This is a genomic window from Chryseobacterium sp. 2P, from assembly GCF_059579425.1.
Genome location: NZ_CM184194.1, coordinates 4,551,637 through 4,574,450 on the forward strand (window position 1 = coordinate 4,551,637; position 22,814 = coordinate 4,574,450).

Consider the following 22,814-nt stretch of genomic DNA (forward strand, 5'->3'; position numbering starts at 1 on the left):
TCAAATTAAAACCATGAGTTTAGAAAATACAATAAACGAAGCTATAAAAACAGCAATGAGAGCCAAAGACAAAGTGGCTTTGGATTCTCTTCGTGCTGTAAAATCTCAGATATTACTGCTTAAAACGGAAGCGAGAGGAGCAGAAGTAAGCGCAGAACAGGAAATTGCTATTCTTCAGAGAATGGTAAAACAGCGTAAGGATTCTGCCGAACAGTTTACTGCACAGGGAAGAAATGATCTTGCCGAAGTAGAGGAAGCTCAGATGAAAGTGATTGAGCAGTTTTTGCCGAAACAGCTTTCAGCAGAAGAACTGGAGGCAGAAATGAAAAACATTATCGCTGAAACAGGCGCTGAATCTATGAAAGATTTAGGAAAGGTAATGGGAATTGCTTCAAAATCTTTAGCCGGAAAATCGGACGGAAAAAGCATTTCCGAGATGGCGAAAAAACTGCTTTCATAATTGCTGATTGCGGGTAATTTTTAGTTGAGTGGTCTTCTATCCATCAACTGGCAACCAAAAACCATCAGCTATTTTATAAGGATATTCAACCTTTGCATATCGATTTGATTAAAGAAGCCCGAAATTTTTCAGTTTCGGGCTTCATTTATTTTTTTCTGAGTGACATCAATTATTGCTCAAAATAAAAGCAAAAACTGAAAGAAAATAAATTGAGAGGGATCAGTGTAAATATTTTTTCATGGTCAACTGTTTTCAGAATCATTTCAAATTTAGTAATTATTTTTGATAATTAACATATTTAATTTAAAATTTTATAATTATTATTAAACTATTAACATTCAATTCATTTTGTTTTCCAAAACTACCGATAGTTTTTATATATTGATGAAACGTAAAGAATTGCTTAAATTTGTACTTTACAAAAAACAAAAATATGTATCCACAAGATTTAGTAATGCCGATGAAGGCTGAACTTACAGATAAAGGTTTTGAAGACCTGACCACTCCGGCTCAGGTAGAAGAAGCATTAAAACAATCAGGAACTACCCTTTTGGTCATCAATTCCGTATGCGGATGTGCTGCAGGAGCTGCAAGACCAGGAGTTGTATATTCTTTAACAGGAGACAAAAAACCTGATCATTTAACTACTGTTTTCGCAGGTTTCGATACAGAAGCTGTTGTTGAAGCGAGAAAACATTTAGCACCGTTCCCTCCAAGCTCGCCTTGCGTAGCATTGTTTAAAGACGGAGAACTGGTTCATATGCTGGAAAGACACCACATTGAAGGAAATCCTGCAGGAGCAATTGCTGCGAACCTTCAGGCTGCTTACGACGAGTATTGCTAGTAAATGAGCATTTCAGATATAAACCGTTACAATTTGTAGCGGTTTTTTTTATTTTATCATCATAAAAAAATTCTCTGAAAAATCAATTATTGTTATATTTGTTGGAATGGCAACGAAAGCACTTTTCAATACTGTAGTCAATTGGTTTATCCGGCAGAGGATAGATCAGATTCAGAATTTCATGAATCATCCTATTGAAACACAGAAAGGTATCTTATTTTCCCAGTTATTTCATGCAGAAGATACGGAGTATGGCAGAAAATACGGTTTTAATTCCATTTCGAGTTATCAGGACTTTAAAAACAAAGTTCCGGTCGTTACCTACGAAGAAATGGAGCCTTATATTGAAAAAGCAAGACAGGGACAGAAGGACGTAAGCTGGCCCGGTTACATCAAACATTTTGCAAAATCTTCGGGAACCACGAATGCCAAAAGCAAATTCATCCCGATTTCTGCGGAAAGCCTTGAATACTGCCACATGAAAGCCGGAAAAGATATGGTTTCCATTTATGCCAATAATCATCCGGAAAATCAGCTTTTTAATTATAAAAATTTACGTCTGGGCGGAAGTTCTGAACTCTACGCGGATTTTAATACCAAATTTGGCGATTTATCCGCTATTCTGATTGATAATCTTCCTTTCTGGGTAGAAGTAACCACCACTCCGAGTAAAAAGGTTTCTTTGATGGGAGAATGGGAAAGCAAACTCAGAGCCATTACGTCCGAAGTTAAAAATGAAGATGTAGGAAGTATTCTTGGAGTTCCGAGCTGGATGATGGTTCTCTTACAAAGGGTTCTGAAGGAAACTGATGTTCAGAATATTTCAGAACTGTGGCCGAATCTTGAAGTGTTTTTCCACGGAGGAATCAGCTTTAAGCCTTACAGAGAACAGTACAAACAGATTATAGGAAAAAATATCAATTACTATGAGATCTATAATGCTTCTGAAGGATTTTTCGGAATTCAGGACAGATCGAATAGTGATGAAATGCTTCTGATGCTCGATTACGGTATTTTTTATGAGTTTATTCCGATGGATCAGTTTCATTTTTCCAATCCGAAAGTCGTGAGCCTGGAAGATGTGGAAATCGGGAAAAATTATGCAATGGTGATTACGACAAACGGCGGATTGTGGAGATATCTCATTGGCGATACCGTTATTTTTACCTCAACCAATCCGTTCAGAATAAAAATTACGGGAAGAACGAAACATTACATTAATGCTTTTGGGGAGGAGTTGATGATTACCAATGTAGAATCTGCCCTTTCTAAAGCCTGTGAAGAAACCAATGCATCCGTTTCCGACTTTACAGGAGCTCCTGTTTTCATGAAAGAGAACGAAGGCGGAGCTCATGAGTGGATTTTTGAATTCCGCGAAAAGCCGGACAATTTAGAGCGTTTTATAGATGCTTTTGATAATCATCTTAAATCCATTAATTCTGACTACGAAGCCAAACGTTACAACAATATGACGCTGAAAAGACCGATTGTTCATATTGCAAAGCCCAATCTTTTTTATTGCTGGCTGGAATCCAAAGGCAAACTGGGCGGACAAAATAAGGTTCCCAGACTGAGCAATGACCGAGAATATATTGATCCCTTACTTGAACTGAACAAATAAAAAAACCGCAGAAAAACTGCGGTTTCGTTTTTTATAAGAAGATGTTTATTTGCTTAAATCCTCTTTTAATTTTTTAGCGCCTTCTTCAACTTTGGAAGCTCCTTTTGCTGCGGCACTTTTCACATCTTTTCCTACTTTATCAGCCCCTTCTTTGATGTCCTGTCCTGCTTTCTGAAGATCCTGTTTCGTTTTGTCTGCTGTTGCATCTATTTTATTTTTTGCATCTTCGGCAGCATTATCAATCTTTTGTCCGGCAGCATCAATTTTAGCCTGAGTATTTTCTTTCACTTCATTAATTTTTGCCGAATCTACTCCGATTCCGTTTTCTGAAACAGTAGTGGTGGTGGTAATTGTAGATCCGTCCGGATTTTCAACAGTTTCGGTTTTTGATGTAGACTTTGTACATGATACAACTACTGCTGCAATCATCAGTACAGATAAAATGCTTTTTTTCATACTTTATAATTTTTTTTAAAACGTTTTTTGTGATTTATATTATGCAGATTTTACTTCCGCAGAAGGTTCAGAACTTTTCTTTTTCTCCTCGTCTGTTTTTTTCTTTTCTTCATCTGCTTTCTTTTTATTTTCTTTCTCAAGCTCCTCTTTCAGCTTCTTTTCCTGCTCCTGAATTTTCAGTGCTTCTTTTAATGAATCCTGATACTGTTTTGAAGATATCCTGATCTGCCTTGCTACATCTACAGAAACCGCGCCATTCGAAAAAGAATCGATTGCGGTGGTATCATAATTTGCTTTCGGACTGTCTGGAGGATAAAAATCTGCCGGTTCTTTTTTTGAACAGGACATTACAATTGCCGAGAAAATAATAGCTGCAAAAGATAAATTTTTCATGGAACTAATTTAACAGAAATTCTGCAATTACAGGATAATGATCCGATAATCTTACTGAATTATCTACTTTATAGCTTAAAGGAATAATTGATTTTGAACTGAAGATATAATCGATTCTCAACGGAACCTTATAATCATGAAAACTTGAGGAGCTTCCGTTTCCCGCCGCCAAGAAAGCATCCTGAAGATCTTTTCCCAGATTATAGTATTCATAAGAATTGGGAACAGAGTTGAAATCACCCGCCAGAATTACAGGATAGGGTGAAAGATCCACCGCTTTTCTTATTTTTTTGATCTGGTCTTCGTGTGCTTTAAAAGTAGGAATCATATGCGAGAGCAGGGTATTGATTTTCCCGCTTTCTTTTTTCAGTCCGTCGAACTGAAGCATGGATTTATGCAACCGGAAAGGTTCAAGATAAACATTAACAATTCTTACAATTTTTCCGTTGATATCTACATCCGCATAAAATGAATTACCTCGCGATTTATCCGTAATCAATTCTTCCTGTCTTACAATTTTATGCTTAGTTTTTAAAATAACAGAAGGGTATTTTACCAGATCCTGCCTCAAGGCACGATTGGTATCTTTTTCCTGAACCAGAATGATATCTGCATTCTGATCCTGGATATATTTCTTTACTTTATCCCAGCCAAAATCGCCGTATTTTACATTAAAAGTAATCACTTTTATATCTCTTATTGATTTCTGACTTTCTGTTTTCGGGGTAAAGTTGATCCATCTTCGGATAGGATTATAAAATAAAAATGTTCCCAAAACAAATGCAATGGCAATTTTTTCTTTTCTGAAAATCCAGATCAGTGTGAAAATAATATGTAATGAAATAAGATAGGGAAAACCCAGAGAAAGAAGATTGAGATTCCCAAGCAGGTTAGGCGGAACCCATGCGTTCCCCAATGTACACAGGAGTAATATACCAACAATAATATGGAAAAATAACAATACTTGACGCGGCTTCATGAAAACAGTCTAAGGATATAGTGCTTTTCAGCAAAAATCCTACCATAAGAGAAACATTAACTGTTTTTATAATTTAGTTTTGCAGTTTAAATGTCGCAATAACAGGATAATGGTCTGAAAGTTTCGCAGAACGGTCGACTTTATAACTTAACGGTTTAATGGATTTTGAAGCAAAAATATAATCGATCCTGATCGGGAATTTATAATCATGAAAACTGGTGGCACTTCCGCTTCCGGCTTTCATAAATGCATCTTCAAGATCTTTTGATAATTCGTAATACTCATAAGAATTGGGAACCGAATTAAAATCGCCTGCCAAAATCACAGGATAAGGCGAAGATTCAATACTTTCTTTGATGGGAGTAATCTGTTCCTGATGCACTTTAAAGGTCGGAATCAGTTTTCTGACAATACCTCTCAGCTTCTGCTCATCTTCATCACTATCACCATTCAGCTTTACCATACTTTTATCAAACCTGAAAGGCTGAAGATAAACATTAATGATCCGGTAGGTTTTTCCATTGATCTCAATATCTGTCTGCGTTGCATTGCCGTTTTCATAATCTCCAAGCAAATTTTTCTCAGCAATGACTTTGTGTTTTGTAAAAACGCTTGTAAGAAGGGTTTTGCTGCTTTGCCTCAGATCTTTAAAATCATATTTTTTATTAACCATCTCCTGGAACAGAACAACATCTGCATCCTGACTGTTGACGAAATCTTTAATATTTTCTTTTCCTAAAACACCGTTTTTAACGTTGAACGTGACAATTTTTAAATCTGCTTTTTCATTTTTGGGCTGAGAAAAATTAATCCATCGCAAAACAGGATTGAAAAAGAGCAGACCCGCAAAAAAAAAGACAAAAGCTCTTTTCTTCCAACTGATGATCCAGAAAATGGTAAGTAGAACGTAAGCAATAATCAATAAAGGAAAACCTAAAGAAAGTAAATTCAGCCAAGGAAATATTTTGGGTGAAACATACGCATTCATTAACATTCCGGATAATAAAATAAATATTCCGGTATGAAGGATGAGAAAAATAAGACGAAGAATTTTCAAGAGGTTTAATTAAATCTGTACAAATGCTTTCTCCAAATTCTTGCCAAAATAAAACCTACGATCGCTCCTCCTACGTGAGCCAGATGCGCAATTCCGCCTCCGTTTCCGGAAACTCCCAGATAAATAGAGCCAATAACAACGACCGGCAATACATATTTTACTTTCATAGGGATCGGAATAAACATAATTCCGATTTTTGCATCGGGATAAAGTGTAGCAAATGCTGCCACAACACCAAATATCGCTCCGGAAGCTCCCACCATTGGAGTTCCCATAATGCCATTCAGCTCTCCAACCAATTCCTGTTGTCGAAGTACAGCCTGAGAAGAACCTGAATATTGTACAGAGGAACCTGAAAGATATTCATTCAGATTAAATCCTAACTGCTGCAATTCGCTGGAAATCTGCTGAACCTCAACAAAATTCCACAGATTGAACAGGAAAAAGGCTCCCAAACCACTTAAAAAGTAAAGAATTAAATATTTTTTTTCTCCTAAGCTGTTTTCCAGTATAGGTCCGAAACTAAATAAAGTAAACATATTGAAAAGGATATGCATGAAGCTTCCATGCATAAACATATGTGTAACTATCTGCCAGGATTTGAAAAATGGCGAGAAGGGATAAAAAGCAGCAAGATATCCTACAAATCTATCCTGAAACAGCAAATTGGCTATAACAAATACAGCAACATTGATGATGATTATATTTCTCGTTACGGGAGGTATACTGTTAAACATAGCTTCTAAAATTTGTTTTTAAAATCATTAAACGGAACTTCGTAGAAACATCTTTTTCCGTTGGGTAAAAATTCCGGAAAGCCCAAAGCGGTAAAATCCTTGATAAGCTGCTCCGCATCTTTTTTGTATATAAAATCGAATCTTGATTTCGACTGCAGCTTACTCCACTGGTTCTGATAATACTGCATGAATTCTTCCTCAGATTTATACTCCAGAATTTCAAAAAGGTTTTCAAGGAACTTCATGACCTGCGTTTCTTTCAGTCCTTCCGGAACCGCATCTATTCTCAACACACTTTCGTGGGCAATGCTCATTTCAAAACCAAGCTCAGGAAGATATTTTTTAATGGAATTATATTTCGCTTTTTCAATCTCATTCATATGATATTCGAGAGAAAAGAGCAGAGCATGACCGTTGGTTGTTCCTTTTTTTACAGGTTTTGTATTTTCAGAAACCACAAGTCTGTGCATTCTTCCCAGATCGAGCATTAGTGTTTCATCCCCTTTGTTGAAAAGCCAGTATCCGTTTGGCAACCTCATCAGATCTTCATCAAAATCTTCATCCTCAAACAGATTGATCTTGGAAGGTTCTGCGGTAATATTCTGATGGTACATTTCCGTAAGGTTCTGAATTTCCGCCTGTGCAACTTCACGTTCTTCAATAAAAGGATTGTAGTCTTTATCTACGATGATTTCCGGCATTTTAAGCGTTGTTCCACCTCCACTGTTTCCTTTACTCGGGAACGTTTTGTGCATAATTTCATCAAAGTGAGGATCTTTTTCAAAATCCAGACTTGGCGAAACGTTATAAATTCCCAGAGAACGTTTAATGGTGGAACGCAACAGAGCAAAGATCAGATGTTCGTCTTCAAACTTTACTTCTGTTTTCTGCGGATGGATATTAACGTCTATTTTTTCAGGATCAATATCTAAGAAAAGAAAAAACGTAGGTACATAACCCGGCAACAATAATCCTTCAAAAGCTTCCTGAACGGCTTTATTGAAGTATGGGCTTTTAAAATATCTTCCGTTGACAAATAAAAACTGTTCGCCTCTTGTTTTTTTCGCTCCTTCCGGTTTGGCAACATACCCGTGAAGTTTACACCAGATAATATCTTCTTTGATGGGAATAAGCTGCGGCTGCAGTTTTCTTCCGAAAACATCCACAATACGCTGCATCTGGCTTCCTTTTCTTAATCTGAAAATAGGCTCATCATCATGAAAAAGGGAAAACTCAAGCGTTTCGTGCGCTAAAGCAACTCTTTGAAATTCGTCGATAACATGTCTGAATTCTACGTTGTTGTTTTTCAGAAACTTTCTTCTTGCCGGAACGTTGTAGAACAGGTTTTTAACCAGAAAATTAGAACCTTCAGCCGTCTGAACAGGATCCTGAAACTGGAAAACCCCGCCTTCGATGTAAATATTCGTTCCGATGGTAGCGTCTTTCTGTTTGGTTTTTAATTCCACCTGAGAAACAGCAGCAATCGAAGCCAGCGCTTCGCCACGGAAACCTTTGGTAGAGATTTTAAAAATATCTTCTGTCCCGCGGATTTTTGATGTGGCGTGTCTTTCGAAAGCCATTCTCGCATCTGTTTCAGACATTCCTTTTCCGTCGTCTACAACCTGAATCAGATTTTTTCCGGCATCCCGGATAATCAACTCAATTTTTGTGGCATCTGCATCGATGGCGTTTTCCAAAAGTTCTTTCACAATGGAAGCCGGTCTCTGCACTACTTCTCCTGCCGCAATTTGGTTGGCTACATGATCGGGTAAAAGCTGAATAATATCTGACATAAAAAACGTAAATCAACTTACAAAAATAGTCATTCAAAATAAGAATTAAAACTATAAACTTCTGAATTAAAATTAATTTATCAACATATCAACATTCCAGCCATCATCCGGATTCAGACAAATTGTCTCGTTATCGGGGTTTTCCTAAAAACACAATCCCCCAATTGCGTTATACAATTAGAGGATTGATTCACAGCTAGTTTACACAAAATTAATACTGATATTTATATCTCTTATTTAACATTGTCTGTTTAATCCGGCAAAGCTTTACAAAAAGTATTCAGAATGTTATCAAGAATTTTGATCTTTTACGCTAAGCTTCTGCCCATTTTATTCATCAAATACAAGCTTTCTTTTCTTGTCTCTCTTCTGCTCTTTAATCACCGGAATTCCGTGGATTTTATCATAAAAATACGCCATCAGATTCGGTTTCTTATAAATTTTGCTGTACCGGTATTTCGTATTGAAATGTCTGATATGAATTTTGTAAGCATCATAACCAATTACCACCAGCAAACACAGACTGATTACATAAAACACCCTGAACTCAAGATAATAGTAGGTTAATCCTGAAAAAACCGCACCCAAAACATAGGAAATCATGATGCTCATCAACAGTTTCGCTCTTGCTACCAGTTCGCCGTTTTTTCTGAATTTTTTCTGCGTAAACATGGAGAATAAAATCCCGAGATCGGTGGTTGTTCCTGTAAGGTGAGTGGTTTTTACCGAGAAATTAGAAATACTTGCCGTTAAACCATTCTGCAAACCTGTTGCGAATAACATTAAAGCGACCAGATATTCCGTTTCTTCCAGTGTTTTCCGGTAATAAAACTGTCCGTAGATTCCCACAAACAGTAAACAGGCAATTTCAAGAACCAAAGGCATTGCATGGGCGAAATATTTACTTTTCTGATTGAATGTAATCACAATAAAATTCGACACAAATCCTCCGAAAAAGAACAGGAAGATCCACATTCCCACCACCGCAACCTGCGACCAGTTTGCCTTGCTGATTTCCGCTGCAAGAATAGCATAATGCCCCGTTACATTGGAGGTAAAAGAGAGAAATATCAACAGAGAAGCAATGTTTATAGTACCCGCCGTAAAAGCAGTCAGCGTTCCCAGTCTGATGTTGTCTCCCAACGTTCTGCTGTTACTATAATTCCTTAGCATTTTTCTAAATTTTTAAAGTTCTTCGGTATTAAGCTTCCACAAAGATTTCCGCCAGTCTTCCTTTTTCCGGAAGGCTTTTGCGAACTTCAACTGAAATTTCCTGAGATTTCAAATCTTTACACTTTTTGATGTAAGGAATAAGATCGAACTTACTATTGCCACTGCTTTTAATAGATGAAGAATAGTACGCTTCTTCTATATTTTCCGCTTTCACATAATTATTGAATGTTCTCTGGAAACTGCCGGTGAAAATATCGCACACAATTTTATTGATTAAATGAGGATATTTATTTTTGATAATTTCATAGGCATCACAAAATTCCTGCGGTCTGATTTTATTAAAAATGGTACTTTTCGTATTGAAGAGAAGATCTCTGATGGAATCTCCCATATCATACCCCGAAACCAAAAGAATGTTATATTGATTCTGGTCTTCTGAAGCCTCTTTTTCTCTCATTACTTTTTTCAGAATGTTCAAAGATTCAAGAGAATAATCGGTGGCTATTAAAATCGTCTTGTTCATATTAATGAGATTTAGGTTTATATTTATCTTTTTTGATAATACAAAACTAAAACGACCAAATTAGAACGTCTTTGGAACGGAATTAAAATGTGATTAAAGAGATTAAAATACGATTAGAATCTGTTAAAAAGAATTAACAGTTTAAATGAAAAAGAGTGAAATTAACGATGATTATATTAGATCTCTTTTCCGTCTGTCTGCATACTGTAGAAATTCGGGAAACGCAACTGAACGGTCGTTCCTTGATTTTCGTGCGAGCTTACGATTAGTTCTCCACGATGTATTCTCACGATATTTCTTGCCAATGGAAGTCCGATTCCGTAGCCTTCATAATTTTTGGTGTTGGAAGCCCTGAAAAAAGGATCGTAAATTTTATTCATTTCCTGTCCGGGAATTCCGATGCCGCTGTCTTTTACAATAATGTAGACATCCGAATCCGTTGCTCCCAAAGAGACTTTAACCTGCTGAAAATTAGAATATTTACAGCCATTCTGGATAATATTCGCAACCGCAAGATGCAGCAACTGTTCGTTGCCCTGAACTTTCAGTTTTTTAGGATTGTCGGGCAACATACTGATATCGAGATAGATATTATTTCTGGAATCTATTCTTCTGAGGGTTTCAATGACATCCCAAAGCAACTGATCGATCCGCACTTTATCCATTTTCTGGATTTTGCCGTCAAATCCGGTCTGTGCGATCATTAGCAAAGCCTTGATTTTTTTGTCTAATTTTTCGGCTTCGTTCAGAATGATTCCTAAAGTTTCTTTATACTCTTCATTGGTTCTGGAAATCGAAAGTGCCACATCTGCTTCACCCATAATCGACGTTAACGGCGTTCTCAGCTCATGTGAAACATTTCCGATCAGGTGATTCTGGGTTTCAAAAGAGGTTTCGATGCGGTTCAGCATTCCGTTGAAAGTGTCGATGAGTTCGTTCAGTTCTTTATTATCGGGTTGTGGTTCCAGACGCAAATGAAGATTTTCGGAACTGATTTCCTTTACTTTTCCTGTAATTTTAAGGATGGGCTTGAATAATGTTTTGGATAAATAAAAAGAAAAGATCATACTGAAGAACAGCGAAAGAACGATGCAGGTAATCAAAGTTCTTTTTAAAAAACCGAGATAGTAAACCACATAATGGTTTTTGGCGGATGCGATGGCAATATAATTTTTATCATCATGCTTAAAAGTCTGCCCGATATAGTAAAATTCTTTGTCATTAAAATTCGCCTCGCCTTTTTTTACAATGCTTTTAAAAAAATAGTCCGGAATATGAACCTCATCCGAAATTTTCTTAAAGTTTGAGTCAGACGGAATTGCAAAAACATAATCCCGCTCCATCGGAAGCTCCTCATCGTTTAATCCGTTTAGAATGTAATTTTCCGGAAGATCCAGATTATCTTTGCCTTTTTCGATCTGAATAATGGTGGTGGTACGGATTTTCAAAAGCTCGTAAAATCTCTGATGCGAAAAGTTGACAATCGAAAAATACACCAATCCACTGAACAGCAATATGATGGCGGTAAAAACCAACATCAGAAGCACCATCGTTTTGGTCTGATTTGTGACAACTTTATTAAACATCTTTAAGATTTTTTCAGCACATATCCCATTCCTATTACTGTATGAATCAGCTTATTATCTTCCTGATTGTCGAGCTTCTTTCGCAAGTAATTTACATAAACATCCACAACATTGGTTCCCAGTTCATAATTCACGCCCCAAACCGCTTCTAAAACTTCTGTTCTCGAAATGACTTTTTCAGGATTGTTTAAAAAATACAAAAGCAGCTTGTATTCTGTTGAAGTAAGTGAAATTTCTTCGCCCGCGCGCGTAACTTTCTTGGTATAATCATTTAAAACCAAATCTGAAAACTGATACACATATTCATTATCTTGTTCGGTTTCATCCGTTTCCTGATGGTTCCCGTTATTACTCCTTCTCAGTAAAGATTTAATCCTTGCCACCAGTTCTATGAATTTAAATGGCTTTACGAGATAATCGTCCCCTCCGCTTTCCAAGCCCAAAACAATGTTCTCTGAAGTTCCCAAAGCGGTTAAGAAGAGAATCGGAACATTCTGATTGGTTTTCCGGATTTCTCTGCAGACTTCCAGCCCATTCATTTCCGGCAGCATAATATCTAGTATGACCAGATCAAAATCATTCGACTGCACCAATTGAACGCCGGTTTTACCGTCAAAAGCCACAGAAACTTCGTATCCGCTTTCCTGCAGCCCTTTTTTGATAAATGATACCACACTGGTTTCGTCTTCGATGAGGATTATTCTTTTCATTTGAAATTTGGAATTAGACAAAAATAGGGAAAAGATGGGAAATGAAATTTTGGATGTTTGAAAAAAAAGCTGCCTCAATTTTAAGACAGCCTCTTCGTACTAATTTAATTTTTCATGATTTTCTTAACCTTTATTATGTTCCTATTCGTTATTATTTTTAACAGATATTCACCTTTAATTAAGTCATTCGTATTAATTGTTTTCTGCAATAAGTTTCCTTGTTTGAGGAGTTTACCAGAAATATCATACAGCTCATAAGATTTCAGATCTTCCCCTTTAACCGTAATAAAGCTGTTAAAAGGATTTGGATATACATCTATGGTAATATCTGCTTTTATATCTGGATTTTTTCCGGAAGTATTTTTTGCTGTGCGATTTGTTGTTGCTGCAATTCCCGTATTAGAAGCTACTCCTAACAATTGTCCGAATTTTGATTCCTCTTTCACACATCTCACATTCATCGCATTCATCGGATGATTGATAAATGAATCATTCATTGATACAAGCTTTGACGAGGTAAGACTGTTTGTCAGAAACGCCATATTATAGGCAGTTCCATAAGAGTTGGCAGATCTTAATGTTGCTGTCCACACTCCTGAAATACCTAATTTCATAGCCACAGAAATGGCATCATTATTACTAAAGCCTCTCAATCCTGTTACAGGATAGTTTCCGATTTTATATTTCAGGTTCGGATTACTTGTATTAGCAGAATTACCAAACTGATATCCATAGACCGTGCTAGTATTTTTAACCGTATTGCCTAAATAATAAGGAACACCACCATTATAAATATCTGTTGGATTTTTAATCTCAAAATCCACTTCCTGTACAATCCCCATACTGTGAATTCTAAACGGATCTACTGATGCATTCTTTTTATAAAACCCATTATACCATGGAGAACTTCCTTTATTATCATCTAAATGATTCGGGTCATTAGGATCATTGTCCACTACTCCAATTGATGTATCCGGAACTCTCCATCCTCCCGGACAAGGATCAAATACAGACTTAGATGCAGCATGCCCCCATCTGTCCATCATTTGGTTAGGAGTAGAATACAACCAGTCTTGACCATAAAAAGAATTGAGACTTGACCGGTTTGTATATTTTGTACCCGGAACCATAAAAGCCAGAGGATTTTCTGAAGCATATTTCAGATTATTCATTATTTTTTCTGCCTTAGTAATTCCTACATTACCATAATCTGTATCTCTTCGCCTGATGTAAGTATTTTCATAGGCATTTCCCGTAAGTTCAGAAAACGATGATGGATATACATTTCCACTGGCATCAGGTCCTGATGAAGTCCAAATACTGTAATTTCCTGTAGCAGCCATTCCATTGGAGACAATTAGACCTGGAGTAATAAAGCTGGGTATAGGATCTTTTCTACCCCACTGATACTGCATTCCGCCAGAATTATTAATCATTGTTAATTCTGCCGGTGTTACAGATTCTGGATTAATAACATTCGGAAAAGCATCTGTAGCACCAAGATTTCTATCCATAAAGATATTTTTCATTGGCTGAGCTCCGGAATTTGTAAAATTAACATAATTGGCATTAGCAGGCAATAATACATCTTCTGTCTGATATGCAACTTCATCCACATTGGTATTGGTTACCCAGATATGCCAACTCCAGTAAGCAGGAGCAGAAACACTTCCGTTATGTAATGAAACTACTGCATTTCCTGATTGATCCGGAGCTACTTTTACCGAGATGTAGGCATCCTTTATATTTTCCTTGCTAGTCGGAGCATTAATTACTTTGATATTAGAGATTAAAGATCTGTTATCTGCCCAATAAACATTTACTTTAAGGCTACTGAAATCACGCATTCCATGATCTGAAAGGTATTGATTATAAACAGAGAACGCTTTACTAATCGGGATTTTTATTTCCCTTTCTGTAGCTGCTCTAGTAACTAAATATGTATTCGGATCTTTAAGTCCTTCCGTATAATTTACATTCGCTACATTAGTAAAGAAACTGGTCGGGAAATCATATCCTTTCGCATATTTATCTTCTACACAACGACACGCCATAGCTCCTGACAAGCCCATAGATTCATATGCATGGGTATAATATTTACCAATCATATTAGGATATAATGTAGCATCAGGTTTTGACGTAAATTGTCCAGCATCTCCATAAGCATAAAAAAAGTATGAATAAGGAGTGGATGAAGCAGCAACTGTAGCAGACTGAACAATAATTTCGTGAGGATCCTGATGATAAAAATCACCGGTAGAGCCTACTACATATTTGCCATTACCCGGATAAATTCCCATATTTCTTGGAAAACTTCCTGAATAGGTGTTTGTAAAATCTATACCTAAGTTATGATAAATTTTTACTCCGTTTAAAGCCTGATTAATTGTGGTTGGCTTAGTATTAACAAAAGATGCTAAATCATTGGCCGGGTTGCCGGAATCTCTTCCCCACGGAGAAAAAGTATTGCTAACTGTTGTTGCAAATGTATTGTTTATGTAAGATGGTACTCTCCAGTTATTCGGACAAGGATCATAGGAAGTTTTTGGTTTGTAGGTATTGACAGTACTTCCCGCTGTATTGGTAGCAAGCTGAGAATTATCTCCCCAAAGATCAGATTTCTTTCTTGTGGCATTATCAGCACCTATGTTTTGAACAAACCACGCATGTCCGGCTACTACATTTGTAAAAATAAGGTCTAAAGGATTATTTACAGAATATTTAATATTGCTATTAATGTCATTATAAGGTCTCTGCATACTTGTTATCTTGTCCGTTGTACCATTTCCCGTATAATCATACAAATGTTTTTTCGTACCTATAGTTCCACTAACCTCATATTTTGAGTTATCTTTATATTCAAAGGCCGGAAAAGGATCTTTTCTTCCCCACTGATACATTAAACCACCTGATTTATCCCAGTTATACCCTGTAAAATCTTTATTTGTAGCACCAAGATTCCTGTCCATCCACTTTGGAATAAATTTCTTTACAACCCCATTTTCTAAATAACTTGCTGTCTCTACACCCGCTCTAACATTTCCATAGGTTACACCATTTGATGGATCGTCTGTAACCCAAACATGCCAGCTCCAAACAATTTTATTATTAATTTTAAATGCTACAACAGCATTTCCTTCACCTTTTGCTTTATTTATCTCTACCTTGATTTTTGCATCCTCACCGGATCCTTCCATTGAGAGGCTATAATTTGAAGAGCGGATAAGACCGGCAACATCTTCCCAGTAAACCTCTGCTGTTGGTGTACCATTAAGGATTGTGGCATCATTCAGCAATCCATTCTGATCTTTCCACATTGCGTAGGCTTTCTTCACAGGAATATAAAATCCGTCATTATTAAGATTAGGATCAAAAATATAACTGTTGGGAGCTAATCGCCAATCTCTTACTGCTGTAACATCTATTTTCCCGTTTAATGTTATCTGTCCACATCCTCCATTTGTAGCGACAGAATAATTAAATGTACCTACAGCCGTTGGTGTTCCGCTAATTGTAAGAGTATTGTTATTTACAACTCCTGTAACTCCTGAAGGCAAACCATTTACAACTACACTTGCAGCATTACTAAATGTATAAATAATTGGTAGAATTTGTGTATTTACATCTACTGTCTGTGTATTAGATCCAGATGATAATATTAAAGCCACAGGAGAGTTTACCACCACATCTATTTTTGCTCTTGCACTCTCACAGCCATTTGCTGTCTGGCTGACATAGTAAGGAACAGTACCGGAGTTAGCAGTTGACGGCGTAGGTGCGGTCGCACTTGCTGTTCCTCCTGTAGATGCTGTATACCATAACAAGCCTGTTCCGGTTGCTGAAAGCGGAGAAGCCACTGCATTCTGACAATAACTAACAGGAGAATTTACTATCGGAGAATCAGGAGCAGCATTTACTATGACATCTATTTTTGCTCTTTCACTCTCACAACCATTTACTGTCTGGCTGACATAGTAAGAAACAGTACCGGAATTAGCAGTTGACGGCGTAGGTGCGGTCGCACTTGCTGTCCCTCCTGTAGATGTTGTATACCATAACAGACCCGTTCCGGTAGCTGAAAGTGGAGACGCAACAGCATTCTGACAATAACCAACAGGAGAATTTACCTGTGGTGAAGGGTTTGTACAGGATTGCGGAGTATAACTTACTAATCCCTGAGCATTCAGGGCATTGGTTACATTTCCATTATTCGTATATATTTTTACTTTTATAACGTATGTTCCTGCAGAAAGTGGCTTATTCAAAACTTCGGGACTTCTAGAGTTCAGCCAGCCTTTAGCTCCATCACTCATCCATGTAGTCTGTGTGATTAATTCTTCTGTATTTGGCGAAACATCTGTTTTTACGAGGTATGTCCAGTTCCGCACAAAGCTTAATGACCTAAAGTTAAGTGTAGCATTAACCGCACCATCGGGTATTGTAAAACTCTTGCTATAATAATAGTAATAGCCATCTCCAACAGCAGCCCAACCATCTTTATCAGTAATCCATCTGCTTTGTAAAGCTCCGTTAGTTATCGTTAAAGCAGCAAAAGACCATCCTGTATAAGTGTGTCTTGTTTTAGTATTTACGGCAGATGTTTCTCCCGGTCTTACAACAGACCAATCCGGATCGGTTACTGAAACTCCGTCGGTAACATCCGGTGGTGGTGCGTTCATCAGTGTACCGTCATCATTTTTTCCGGTACTTAAATCTATTGTTACGGTCTGGGATAGTAGAAATCCCTGCCATAACAATAATGATAACAGAAATAATTTAATTTTCATTTGTTATTTTTTAATTTGTACTACTCTTTTGAAGGATTTTCGTTTACTCCTGATGCAATATGTATTTCTAAATTTTCGGTGTTTATGCAGACAATGATCAATTTATCTATTATTCATATTTAAAAGATTATTCTTTATAAAAAACAGAATATTAATTCTGACTATGGTGAAATTTATATTCAAACTTATTTAAAGATTTGATTTTGTAAAATAAAATGTTCATCATATTTATAAATTTGGTATTCAATCCCATTAACAAGACAATAATTAAAATACTGAAATACAACCAATTAAAATAAAACCATTGTGGATTTTCTTTTTTGTTGAAAAAACTTATACTTCTTTAAGGATTATTAATTTTTAAGTAAATTTGGATAGAAAAAAACACATATGCTCTTAAAAAAAATACTCGTTATATTTTTTTTTATTTCTGTAAAAATTTATTCTCAAAGCCTAACTGATCTAAAAGATTCTCATGAGATCGACAGTTTAATAAAAAAAGATCAATGGGATCTCGTACATCACAAACTGAGTAACGAAAACATCAACTTCAAAAGGCTTTCAAAATATAATACAAAATATGATTTGCTGATTAGAATTGATTCAGCCTCTTCTTTATATGGAAAGGGGAAGTTTTCTGAGGCAGAAAAATCTGTATTCTCTTTTTTGGATTTACTTCAGAAAAACAAGAATAAAATCGCTTTTTCTTATTATGAAGCATTAAAACACATTGCAGTAACAAGACTTTTTTATATTGAAAAAAGAAAAGGAAATATAGCACTGGGACTAAGATATCTTAACAATTTAACCATAGGAATGAGTCCAGTATATAAAAAGAAACAATTAATCTTTTTTGCTGTAGCGTATATAGAGCTAAGAAATTATAAAAAGGGGATTGATCTTCTCAGTATACATTTAAATGATATTTATAATGATCGTGAGAACAGACTTTACACAAAGTTTCTGAAGGCAAAAGAAATTGCGGCGGCTTATAATACGAAAAGTGATGCTTTTATCAATTGGTACAAAGATACGGGAGCAATAAAATTTCTGGATTCCGCGGAACAAAACTATGAGAAAGCTTATCAGCTAATGAAAAATTCCGGGAATTTTTCAGCATATTCTAAAGCTCTTCACAGAAGTAGAAAAGCTCAAATCGCTTTACTCAAAAAAGAATATAACCTTTCGTTATCTCTTTTTAACGATTGCGAAAAAGATTCTGTTTTAATGAAGAAAAGTTTTTCTAAAGAAATAGTCTGGATTTCTAAAGCTGAAATATATACCAATCTTAAAAAAAGTGATTTAGCATTCAAATATCTTAGAAAATTAACCACTGATATTCAGGACTCCAAATGCTCATATGAAAACAAGCTTAAAGTCTATTATTTATTAAGTATCAATTATGAACGTAATGGTAATAATGAAATGGCATATAAGTATGCAAAACTGAGCTTATCAGAAATAAACAAAGAAAACGCTCAAAAAAATACCGGAAATTTTTTCATGGGGATTTATGAAAAAGAAGAGATCAAAAATATTTCCGAAGAAACACTCAAAAAGAATAATAAGAATTTATTTATATTTTTTGCATCATTAATTCTGATATCTACTCTTTTTTATATAATATATTATCAAAAAAGGAAGAATAAAGATGAGATTATTAAAAATAAGAATCTCTACAAAATCGGACTCAATACACAAAACGATGATTATCAAAAACCTCATACCCCTATAGAAAATGATACAGTTTCTAATATTCTCTTAAAACTTGACTCTTTAGAGCTTAAAAAAAAATTTTTATCCAACAGCTTCAAACTTGTCAACGTTGCTAAACAAATGAATACCAACACTACATATTTATCACAAATAATAAACCAGTATAAGGGTGTATCATTTTCTGAATATGTAAACAATCTTCGAATAAATTATATTTTAACAGAATTGGAAAAAAATCCTGTAATCCGTAAATACAATATTGAAGTAATATCTAAAGAAATAGGATATAAAAGCTGTACTACTTTCATTAATGCTTTTAAAAAAAGGGTACACATGACCCCCTCTGAATATATTAAGAAACTGGATAAAAAAATCCTTAACAAATAAGGGGATATTTATAATTCTTCATTTTAAACCAAAAGATATCTTTATAGAATCTTGGAAAAGCTGAAACAAAAAAGCCTTGAAATATATTTAATTTGAAGGCTTTTAATCTCATGCAGCCCTTGAACCCTCACGATGGCGCGACGAGAGACACAGGATGTTAAATAAAAAAATTTAAACGCATTACTCTATTTTTTCTCATCAGATAATGTTCTTAAAAAACTTATGATGTCCTGCTTTTCTTTTTCAGTTAATTTCAAATTTTCAAAAGGCAAAGTCTGATATTTCAGCTTCATTCCAATACCATTTCCGCCGCCTAATCTGTAAAATTCTATTACTTCTTCCAATGTTTTATATACTCCATTGTGCATGTAAGGTGACGTTTTTTCAACATTTCTTACGGTTGGAGTTTTAAAAGAAAATTGGAGTTGTTCAATTTTATTTAATCCATATCTCCCTTCGTCATCATCAATAGCCGCATTTTTCCATGCGATATTTTCTGGAACACCGATAACTTCAGATTCAGAGTTGTTAAACCAGGGTGGAACAGTTCCGTTATAAACAGGAATAAAATGACAGGTTGCACATTTGGCTTTACCGGCAAATAAATTAAATCCGTTTTCTTCACTTTCCGTAAGTGCTGCTTTGCCTGAAAAACATTGATCTATTTTGGCATTAAAAGGCATTAAACTTCTCACATAAGAAGCAATAGCATTTCTAATTTCATAGGGTGTTATTTCTTTTTTATCGGGAAAGGCTTTTGTAAATAACTGAACTAAATTTTTGTTCGTTGTAATTTTATCTTTAATTTCTTTTGGGGAAAGATTAAACTCATCCGGGTTTTTCATGACACTTTCAATTTGGTTTTCCAAATCTTGCGAACGCATATCATAAAAAAATGATTTTTGAAATGATGAATATAGCAATGTTGGTGAATTCCGCCTGATGTTGTTGCTATGAATATTAACTACCGAAGTCTTTTTGCCGTCTGTAAAAGCATATTCTGCATTATGACAGGTTGCACAGCTCATTTTATTGTTTCGTGATAAATTCACATCATTAAACAATATTTTTCCCAATGCTGTTTTTTCCACAGTTGATTTTGATGCTGCATATGGGGAAAATGCATCAGGATTGAGTTTTTTTCCCTGCATTAAATCGGATAAATGGCCATAAAATACTTTATTGTCTTTGAAATGCGGAGTCTGTTCAATAATAGTTTTAAATTCACGTTCAAAAGCAACGCTCATCGGCATTAAATGATTTTTTATAAATTCCAGTCTGTTAAAAGTATTAAAATCACTGTTCTTATTAATGTATTGTTCCGCTTTTTTAAAGGATTCAATTAAACGGGGATTTATTTCCTGTTTATTGGTTTCACAATACAAAGTATAAAACTCTTCTATTCCTTTAATGGCATCTCTGGCTTCATTCATAGAATTAAATGCTACGGGAGAATCAAAACCTGTGACTCCCAAGGTTGCAATTCTAATGATTTGATGTTGCATCAATTCGTAAAAATGATGATTCTGAATGGGTAAATCTTTAAAATTCTGATGAACAAATTTTAAATCTGTCTTTAAAATATTAATCTGCTTTTTTAGTTCGTTTCTGTTTGTGGGATCATTGAAAATTATCTCTTCTATTACCTGAAAACCCGCTGCATCGTTTACAATATTATCATCTGTTCTGATTTCTGGTAGAGCGGGACCGTTTATTCTTCTTGAAAGACCTTGAAAATAGTACTCTACAAAGGGTTCTATTTCTTTGTATTCTTTCCTTGCTTTTTTAAAGTTTAAAATGAGCTCTTTTTGACTTCTCGTGCCTTCCAATTCTGTTAAAGTATTACTTAGTGTATCTATCTTTTTTAAAACAGTTGTTCTTAATTTGTTCTCAAAAGTCTGGTGTCCTTTATCTGTACATGAAAAAACAGCAGCTAAAAATAGCAGTATAATTATTGTTCTAAGCATTGTTTTACTTTTGTTAGTATAAATAAAAAACTTTCGCTTATTTAAATTGAGCGAAAGTTTTTCTAAAAAATAAATGATATTTTATCTGGGTACATTTTTCAGGATAAGCGTTTGTCCTCCTGCTTTATAAGGCTGAACTGAAATCGCTTTACTAGGATTTAAAAATTTATCTCCTTCTACCCAAGAGTGTGCATGTACATTGATGGTAAACGTACCGGGAACTCCTACTACATCAGAAATATCAACCATGGCACCGTGTTCCCAAAGACCATATTTAGTATCACTTGCAGGATTATACTTAGTTCCTAACATATCCGCATCTCTGTGTCTCATATCCATGAATACTTTTTTGGTTCCTGTTGCAATGTTATACTGCCATATCAATGAATTATGCGTTGCTTCCGGCCAATAAGAATCTCCATCTTCCTGAATATATACATAATTCTCTGTAACACACAGGTTATCCGGATTAATAATATCAGTCCCTTTTACGTTAGCTCCGGAAGGTGAAACATCCCCGTCAGCAATAATTTTTAGCGTTCCTTTAAGTGGATCATTGGCATCCAGTTTTAACTGATAAACTCTTCCCATATATGTTTTCTCGGTAGAACCACTTACACCGGTAGCTGTGAAATAGATCTCTCTGTTGTTAGTAGCTGAACCTTTTCGGTAATCCAAATCTTCCACACGGGCAAACTGTATCGATTTAAGACTTGAATTTAGATTTTCAATTTCAGTCCCGGTTAAGTTTTTGGCATTGGGTACTTCTACAAACTCTACCGGGTAATTGTTATTCCATGTTATTGAAGTTTCAATCTGGTTCAAATCTGTTCTTCTTAAAACATATAACTTACCATTATCCAAGTCTCCAACTGTGTTAGAAACATATAAATAAACCTGTCCGTTGGAAGCATCTTCGCCAACAATAACCACCGTTTTTCCAGGGTAAGCATTTTTCGTTAGAGGGACATAGTTCTCAGCACTCATTTTGCCCATAGCTGGCTTCGTTCTTGTATTGTTTGATGGCATTGCGGCAGCTAAAGGATCAATAGCATGGCACATTGCATTCACATTAGACTCACCTGCTGTTAAAAACATTGGACCAAAACCATGAATTTCCGGAGTAGCCATGGAAGCAGAACAAAGTCTGAACCCACCACCATCAGAATTTACAATATATTCACCTTTGGTGATGTTTAGTTTTTTGTCTAAATACAATCTGGATACCGCCCATGTATTTTCGTGATTAGTCACCATTATGTAACCACTTCCATCTGGATTTTTAATGAAACCCTGACCGTCAGGAGCTCCACCATAAACCATATTTCCGGAATTTGGAATAACATCTTCACTACTTACCAAAGTGTAAACCCCTACTCCTGAAAAATCAGAACCCATTTTAACAAAGGACGGAGTAACCGACCGGTTTTTGAATTCTATCGTTTCGTCGGGAGATGTTGTGTTATCATCATCTTTACAAGCAAAAAAAACAGAGGCTGCAACAGATGAAGCTAATAAAACCAATACTGTACTTTTTCTCATCATAATTTCAGTTTAATTATTTTTGACAAAAGTATTGCTCGGTTATAAATTGAATATTAAAGTAATATCAATATATTATTACT

At 35.6% G+C, this 22,814-nt stretch carries 17 protein-coding genes; 4 read left to right on the plus strand and 13 right to left on the minus strand.

Going from position 1 to position 22,814, the window contains the following annotated elements; all coding sequences use genetic code 11:
* The first annotated feature begins 13 nt into the window (after positions 1-13).
* From AC52CF_RS20875 to AC52CF_RS20885, 3 genes are all read left to right on the plus strand, one after another.
* Positions 14-460, plus strand: a complete 447-nt coding sequence (locus AC52CF_RS20875; RefSeq protein WP_076391162.1) for a GatB/YqeY domain-containing protein — start codon at positions 14-16, stop codon at positions 458-460.
* A 433-nt stretch (positions 461-893) separates the two neighbouring features.
* On the plus strand, positions 894-1,304 hold the full coding sequence (locus AC52CF_RS20880; protein ID WP_076391160.1) for a BrxA/BrxB family bacilliredoxin: 411 nt from the start codon (positions 894-896) through the stop codon (positions 1,302-1,304).
* A 106-nt stretch (positions 1,305-1,410) separates the two neighbouring features.
* Positions 1,411-2,925 carry a GH3 auxin-responsive promoter family protein gene (locus AC52CF_RS20885; RefSeq protein WP_214587871.1) on the plus strand — a complete coding sequence of 505 codons (1,515 nt, stop codon included), beginning with the start codon at positions 1,411-1,413 and terminating at the stop codon, positions 2,923-2,925.
* 45 nt (positions 2,926-2,970) lie between these two features.
* Here AC52CF_RS20885 and AC52CF_RS20890 read toward each other — a convergent pair whose 3' ends face one another.
* The 11 genes from AC52CF_RS20890 to AC52CF_RS20940 all read right to left on the minus strand — a co-directional run bounded on the left by AC52CF_RS20890 (position 2,971) and on the right by AC52CF_RS20940 (position 17,119).
* Positions 2,971-3,381 carry a hypothetical protein gene (locus AC52CF_RS20890; RefSeq protein WP_290264050.1) on the minus strand — a complete coding sequence of 137 codons (411 nt, stop codon included), beginning with the start codon at positions 3,379-3,381 and terminating at the stop codon, positions 2,971-2,973.
* A 39-nt stretch (positions 3,382-3,420) separates the two neighbouring features.
* A complete protein-coding gene (locus AC52CF_RS20895; protein WP_214587870.1) occupies positions 3,421-3,774 on the minus strand; it encodes a hypothetical protein in 354 nt (117 codons plus the stop codon).
* Positions 3,775-3,778: 4 nt separating this feature from the next.
* A complete protein-coding gene (locus AC52CF_RS20900; RefSeq protein ID WP_214587869.1) occupies positions 3,779-4,753 on the minus strand; it encodes an endonuclease/exonuclease/phosphatase family protein in 975 nt (324 codons plus the stop codon).
* 73 nt (positions 4,754-4,826) lie between these two features.
* Positions 4,827-5,810 carry an endonuclease/exonuclease/phosphatase family protein gene (locus AC52CF_RS20905; protein ID WP_214587868.1) on the minus strand — a complete coding sequence of 328 codons (984 nt, stop codon included), beginning with the start codon at positions 5,808-5,810 and terminating at the stop codon, positions 4,827-4,829.
* Positions 5,811-5,815: 5 nt separating this feature from the next.
* Positions 5,816-6,547, minus strand: a complete 732-nt coding sequence (locus AC52CF_RS20910) for a rhomboid family intramembrane serine protease (RefSeq protein ID WP_214587866.1) — start codon at positions 6,545-6,547, stop codon at positions 5,816-5,818.
* Between the two features lie 5 nt (positions 6,548-6,552).
* The gene (gene mutL, locus AC52CF_RS20915; protein ID WP_087707024.1) at positions 6,553-8,340 is read right to left on the minus strand and encodes a DNA mismatch repair endonuclease MutL; all 1,788 of its coding nucleotides are present in this window, start codon (positions 8,338-8,340) and stop codon (positions 6,553-6,555) included.
* Positions 8,341-8,670: 330 nt separating this feature from the next.
* On the minus strand, positions 8,671-9,513 hold the full coding sequence (locus AC52CF_RS20920; protein WP_214587864.1) for a YoaK family protein: 843 nt from the start codon (positions 9,511-9,513) through the stop codon (positions 8,671-8,673).
* A gap of 28 nt (positions 9,514-9,541) precedes the next feature.
* The gene (locus AC52CF_RS20925; RefSeq protein WP_214587862.1) at positions 9,542-10,036 is read right to left on the minus strand and encodes a hypothetical protein; all 495 of its coding nucleotides are present in this window, start codon (positions 10,034-10,036) and stop codon (positions 9,542-9,544) included.
* A 176-nt stretch (positions 10,037-10,212) separates the two neighbouring features.
* Positions 10,213-11,622 (minus strand): sensor histidine kinase, encoded by a 1,410-nt coding sequence (locus AC52CF_RS20930; RefSeq protein ID WP_214587861.1) that lies wholly within the window; start codon positions 11,620-11,622, stop codon positions 10,213-10,215.
* A gap of 2 nt (positions 11,623-11,624) precedes the next feature.
* The gene (locus AC52CF_RS20935) at positions 11,625-12,332 is read right to left on the minus strand and encodes a response regulator transcription factor (RefSeq protein WP_214587859.1); all 708 of its coding nucleotides are present in this window, start codon (positions 12,330-12,332) and stop codon (positions 11,625-11,627) included.
* 104 nt (positions 12,333-12,436) lie between these two features.
* Complete coding sequence (locus AC52CF_RS20940) at positions 12,437-17,119, minus strand: Ig-like domain-containing protein (protein WP_214587858.1); 4,683 nt, start codon at positions 17,117-17,119, stop codon at positions 12,437-12,439.
* A 390-nt stretch (positions 17,120-17,509) separates the two neighbouring features.
* On the opposite strand from AC52CF_RS20940, the gene AC52CF_RS20945 reads away from it, so the two are divergent.
* Complete coding sequence (locus AC52CF_RS20945) at positions 17,510-19,222, plus strand: helix-turn-helix domain-containing protein (RefSeq protein ID WP_496517636.1); 1,713 nt, start codon at positions 17,510-17,512, stop codon at positions 19,220-19,222.
* Positions 19,223-19,407: 185 nt separating this feature from the next.
* Here AC52CF_RS20945 and AC52CF_RS20950 read toward each other — a convergent pair whose 3' ends face one another.
* Both AC52CF_RS20950 and AC52CF_RS20955 read right to left on the minus strand, forming a co-directional pair.
* Positions 19,408-21,189 (minus strand): cytochrome-c peroxidase, encoded by a 1,782-nt coding sequence (locus AC52CF_RS20950; RefSeq protein WP_496517637.1) that lies wholly within the window; start codon positions 21,187-21,189, stop codon positions 19,408-19,410.
* Between the two features lie 81 nt (positions 21,190-21,270).
* Positions 21,271-22,734 carry an alkaline phosphatase PhoX gene (locus tag AC52CF_RS20955; protein WP_496517638.1) on the minus strand — a complete coding sequence of 488 codons (1,464 nt, stop codon included), beginning with the start codon at positions 22,732-22,734 and terminating at the stop codon, positions 21,271-21,273.
* Positions 22,735-22,814 lie beyond the last annotated feature (80 nt).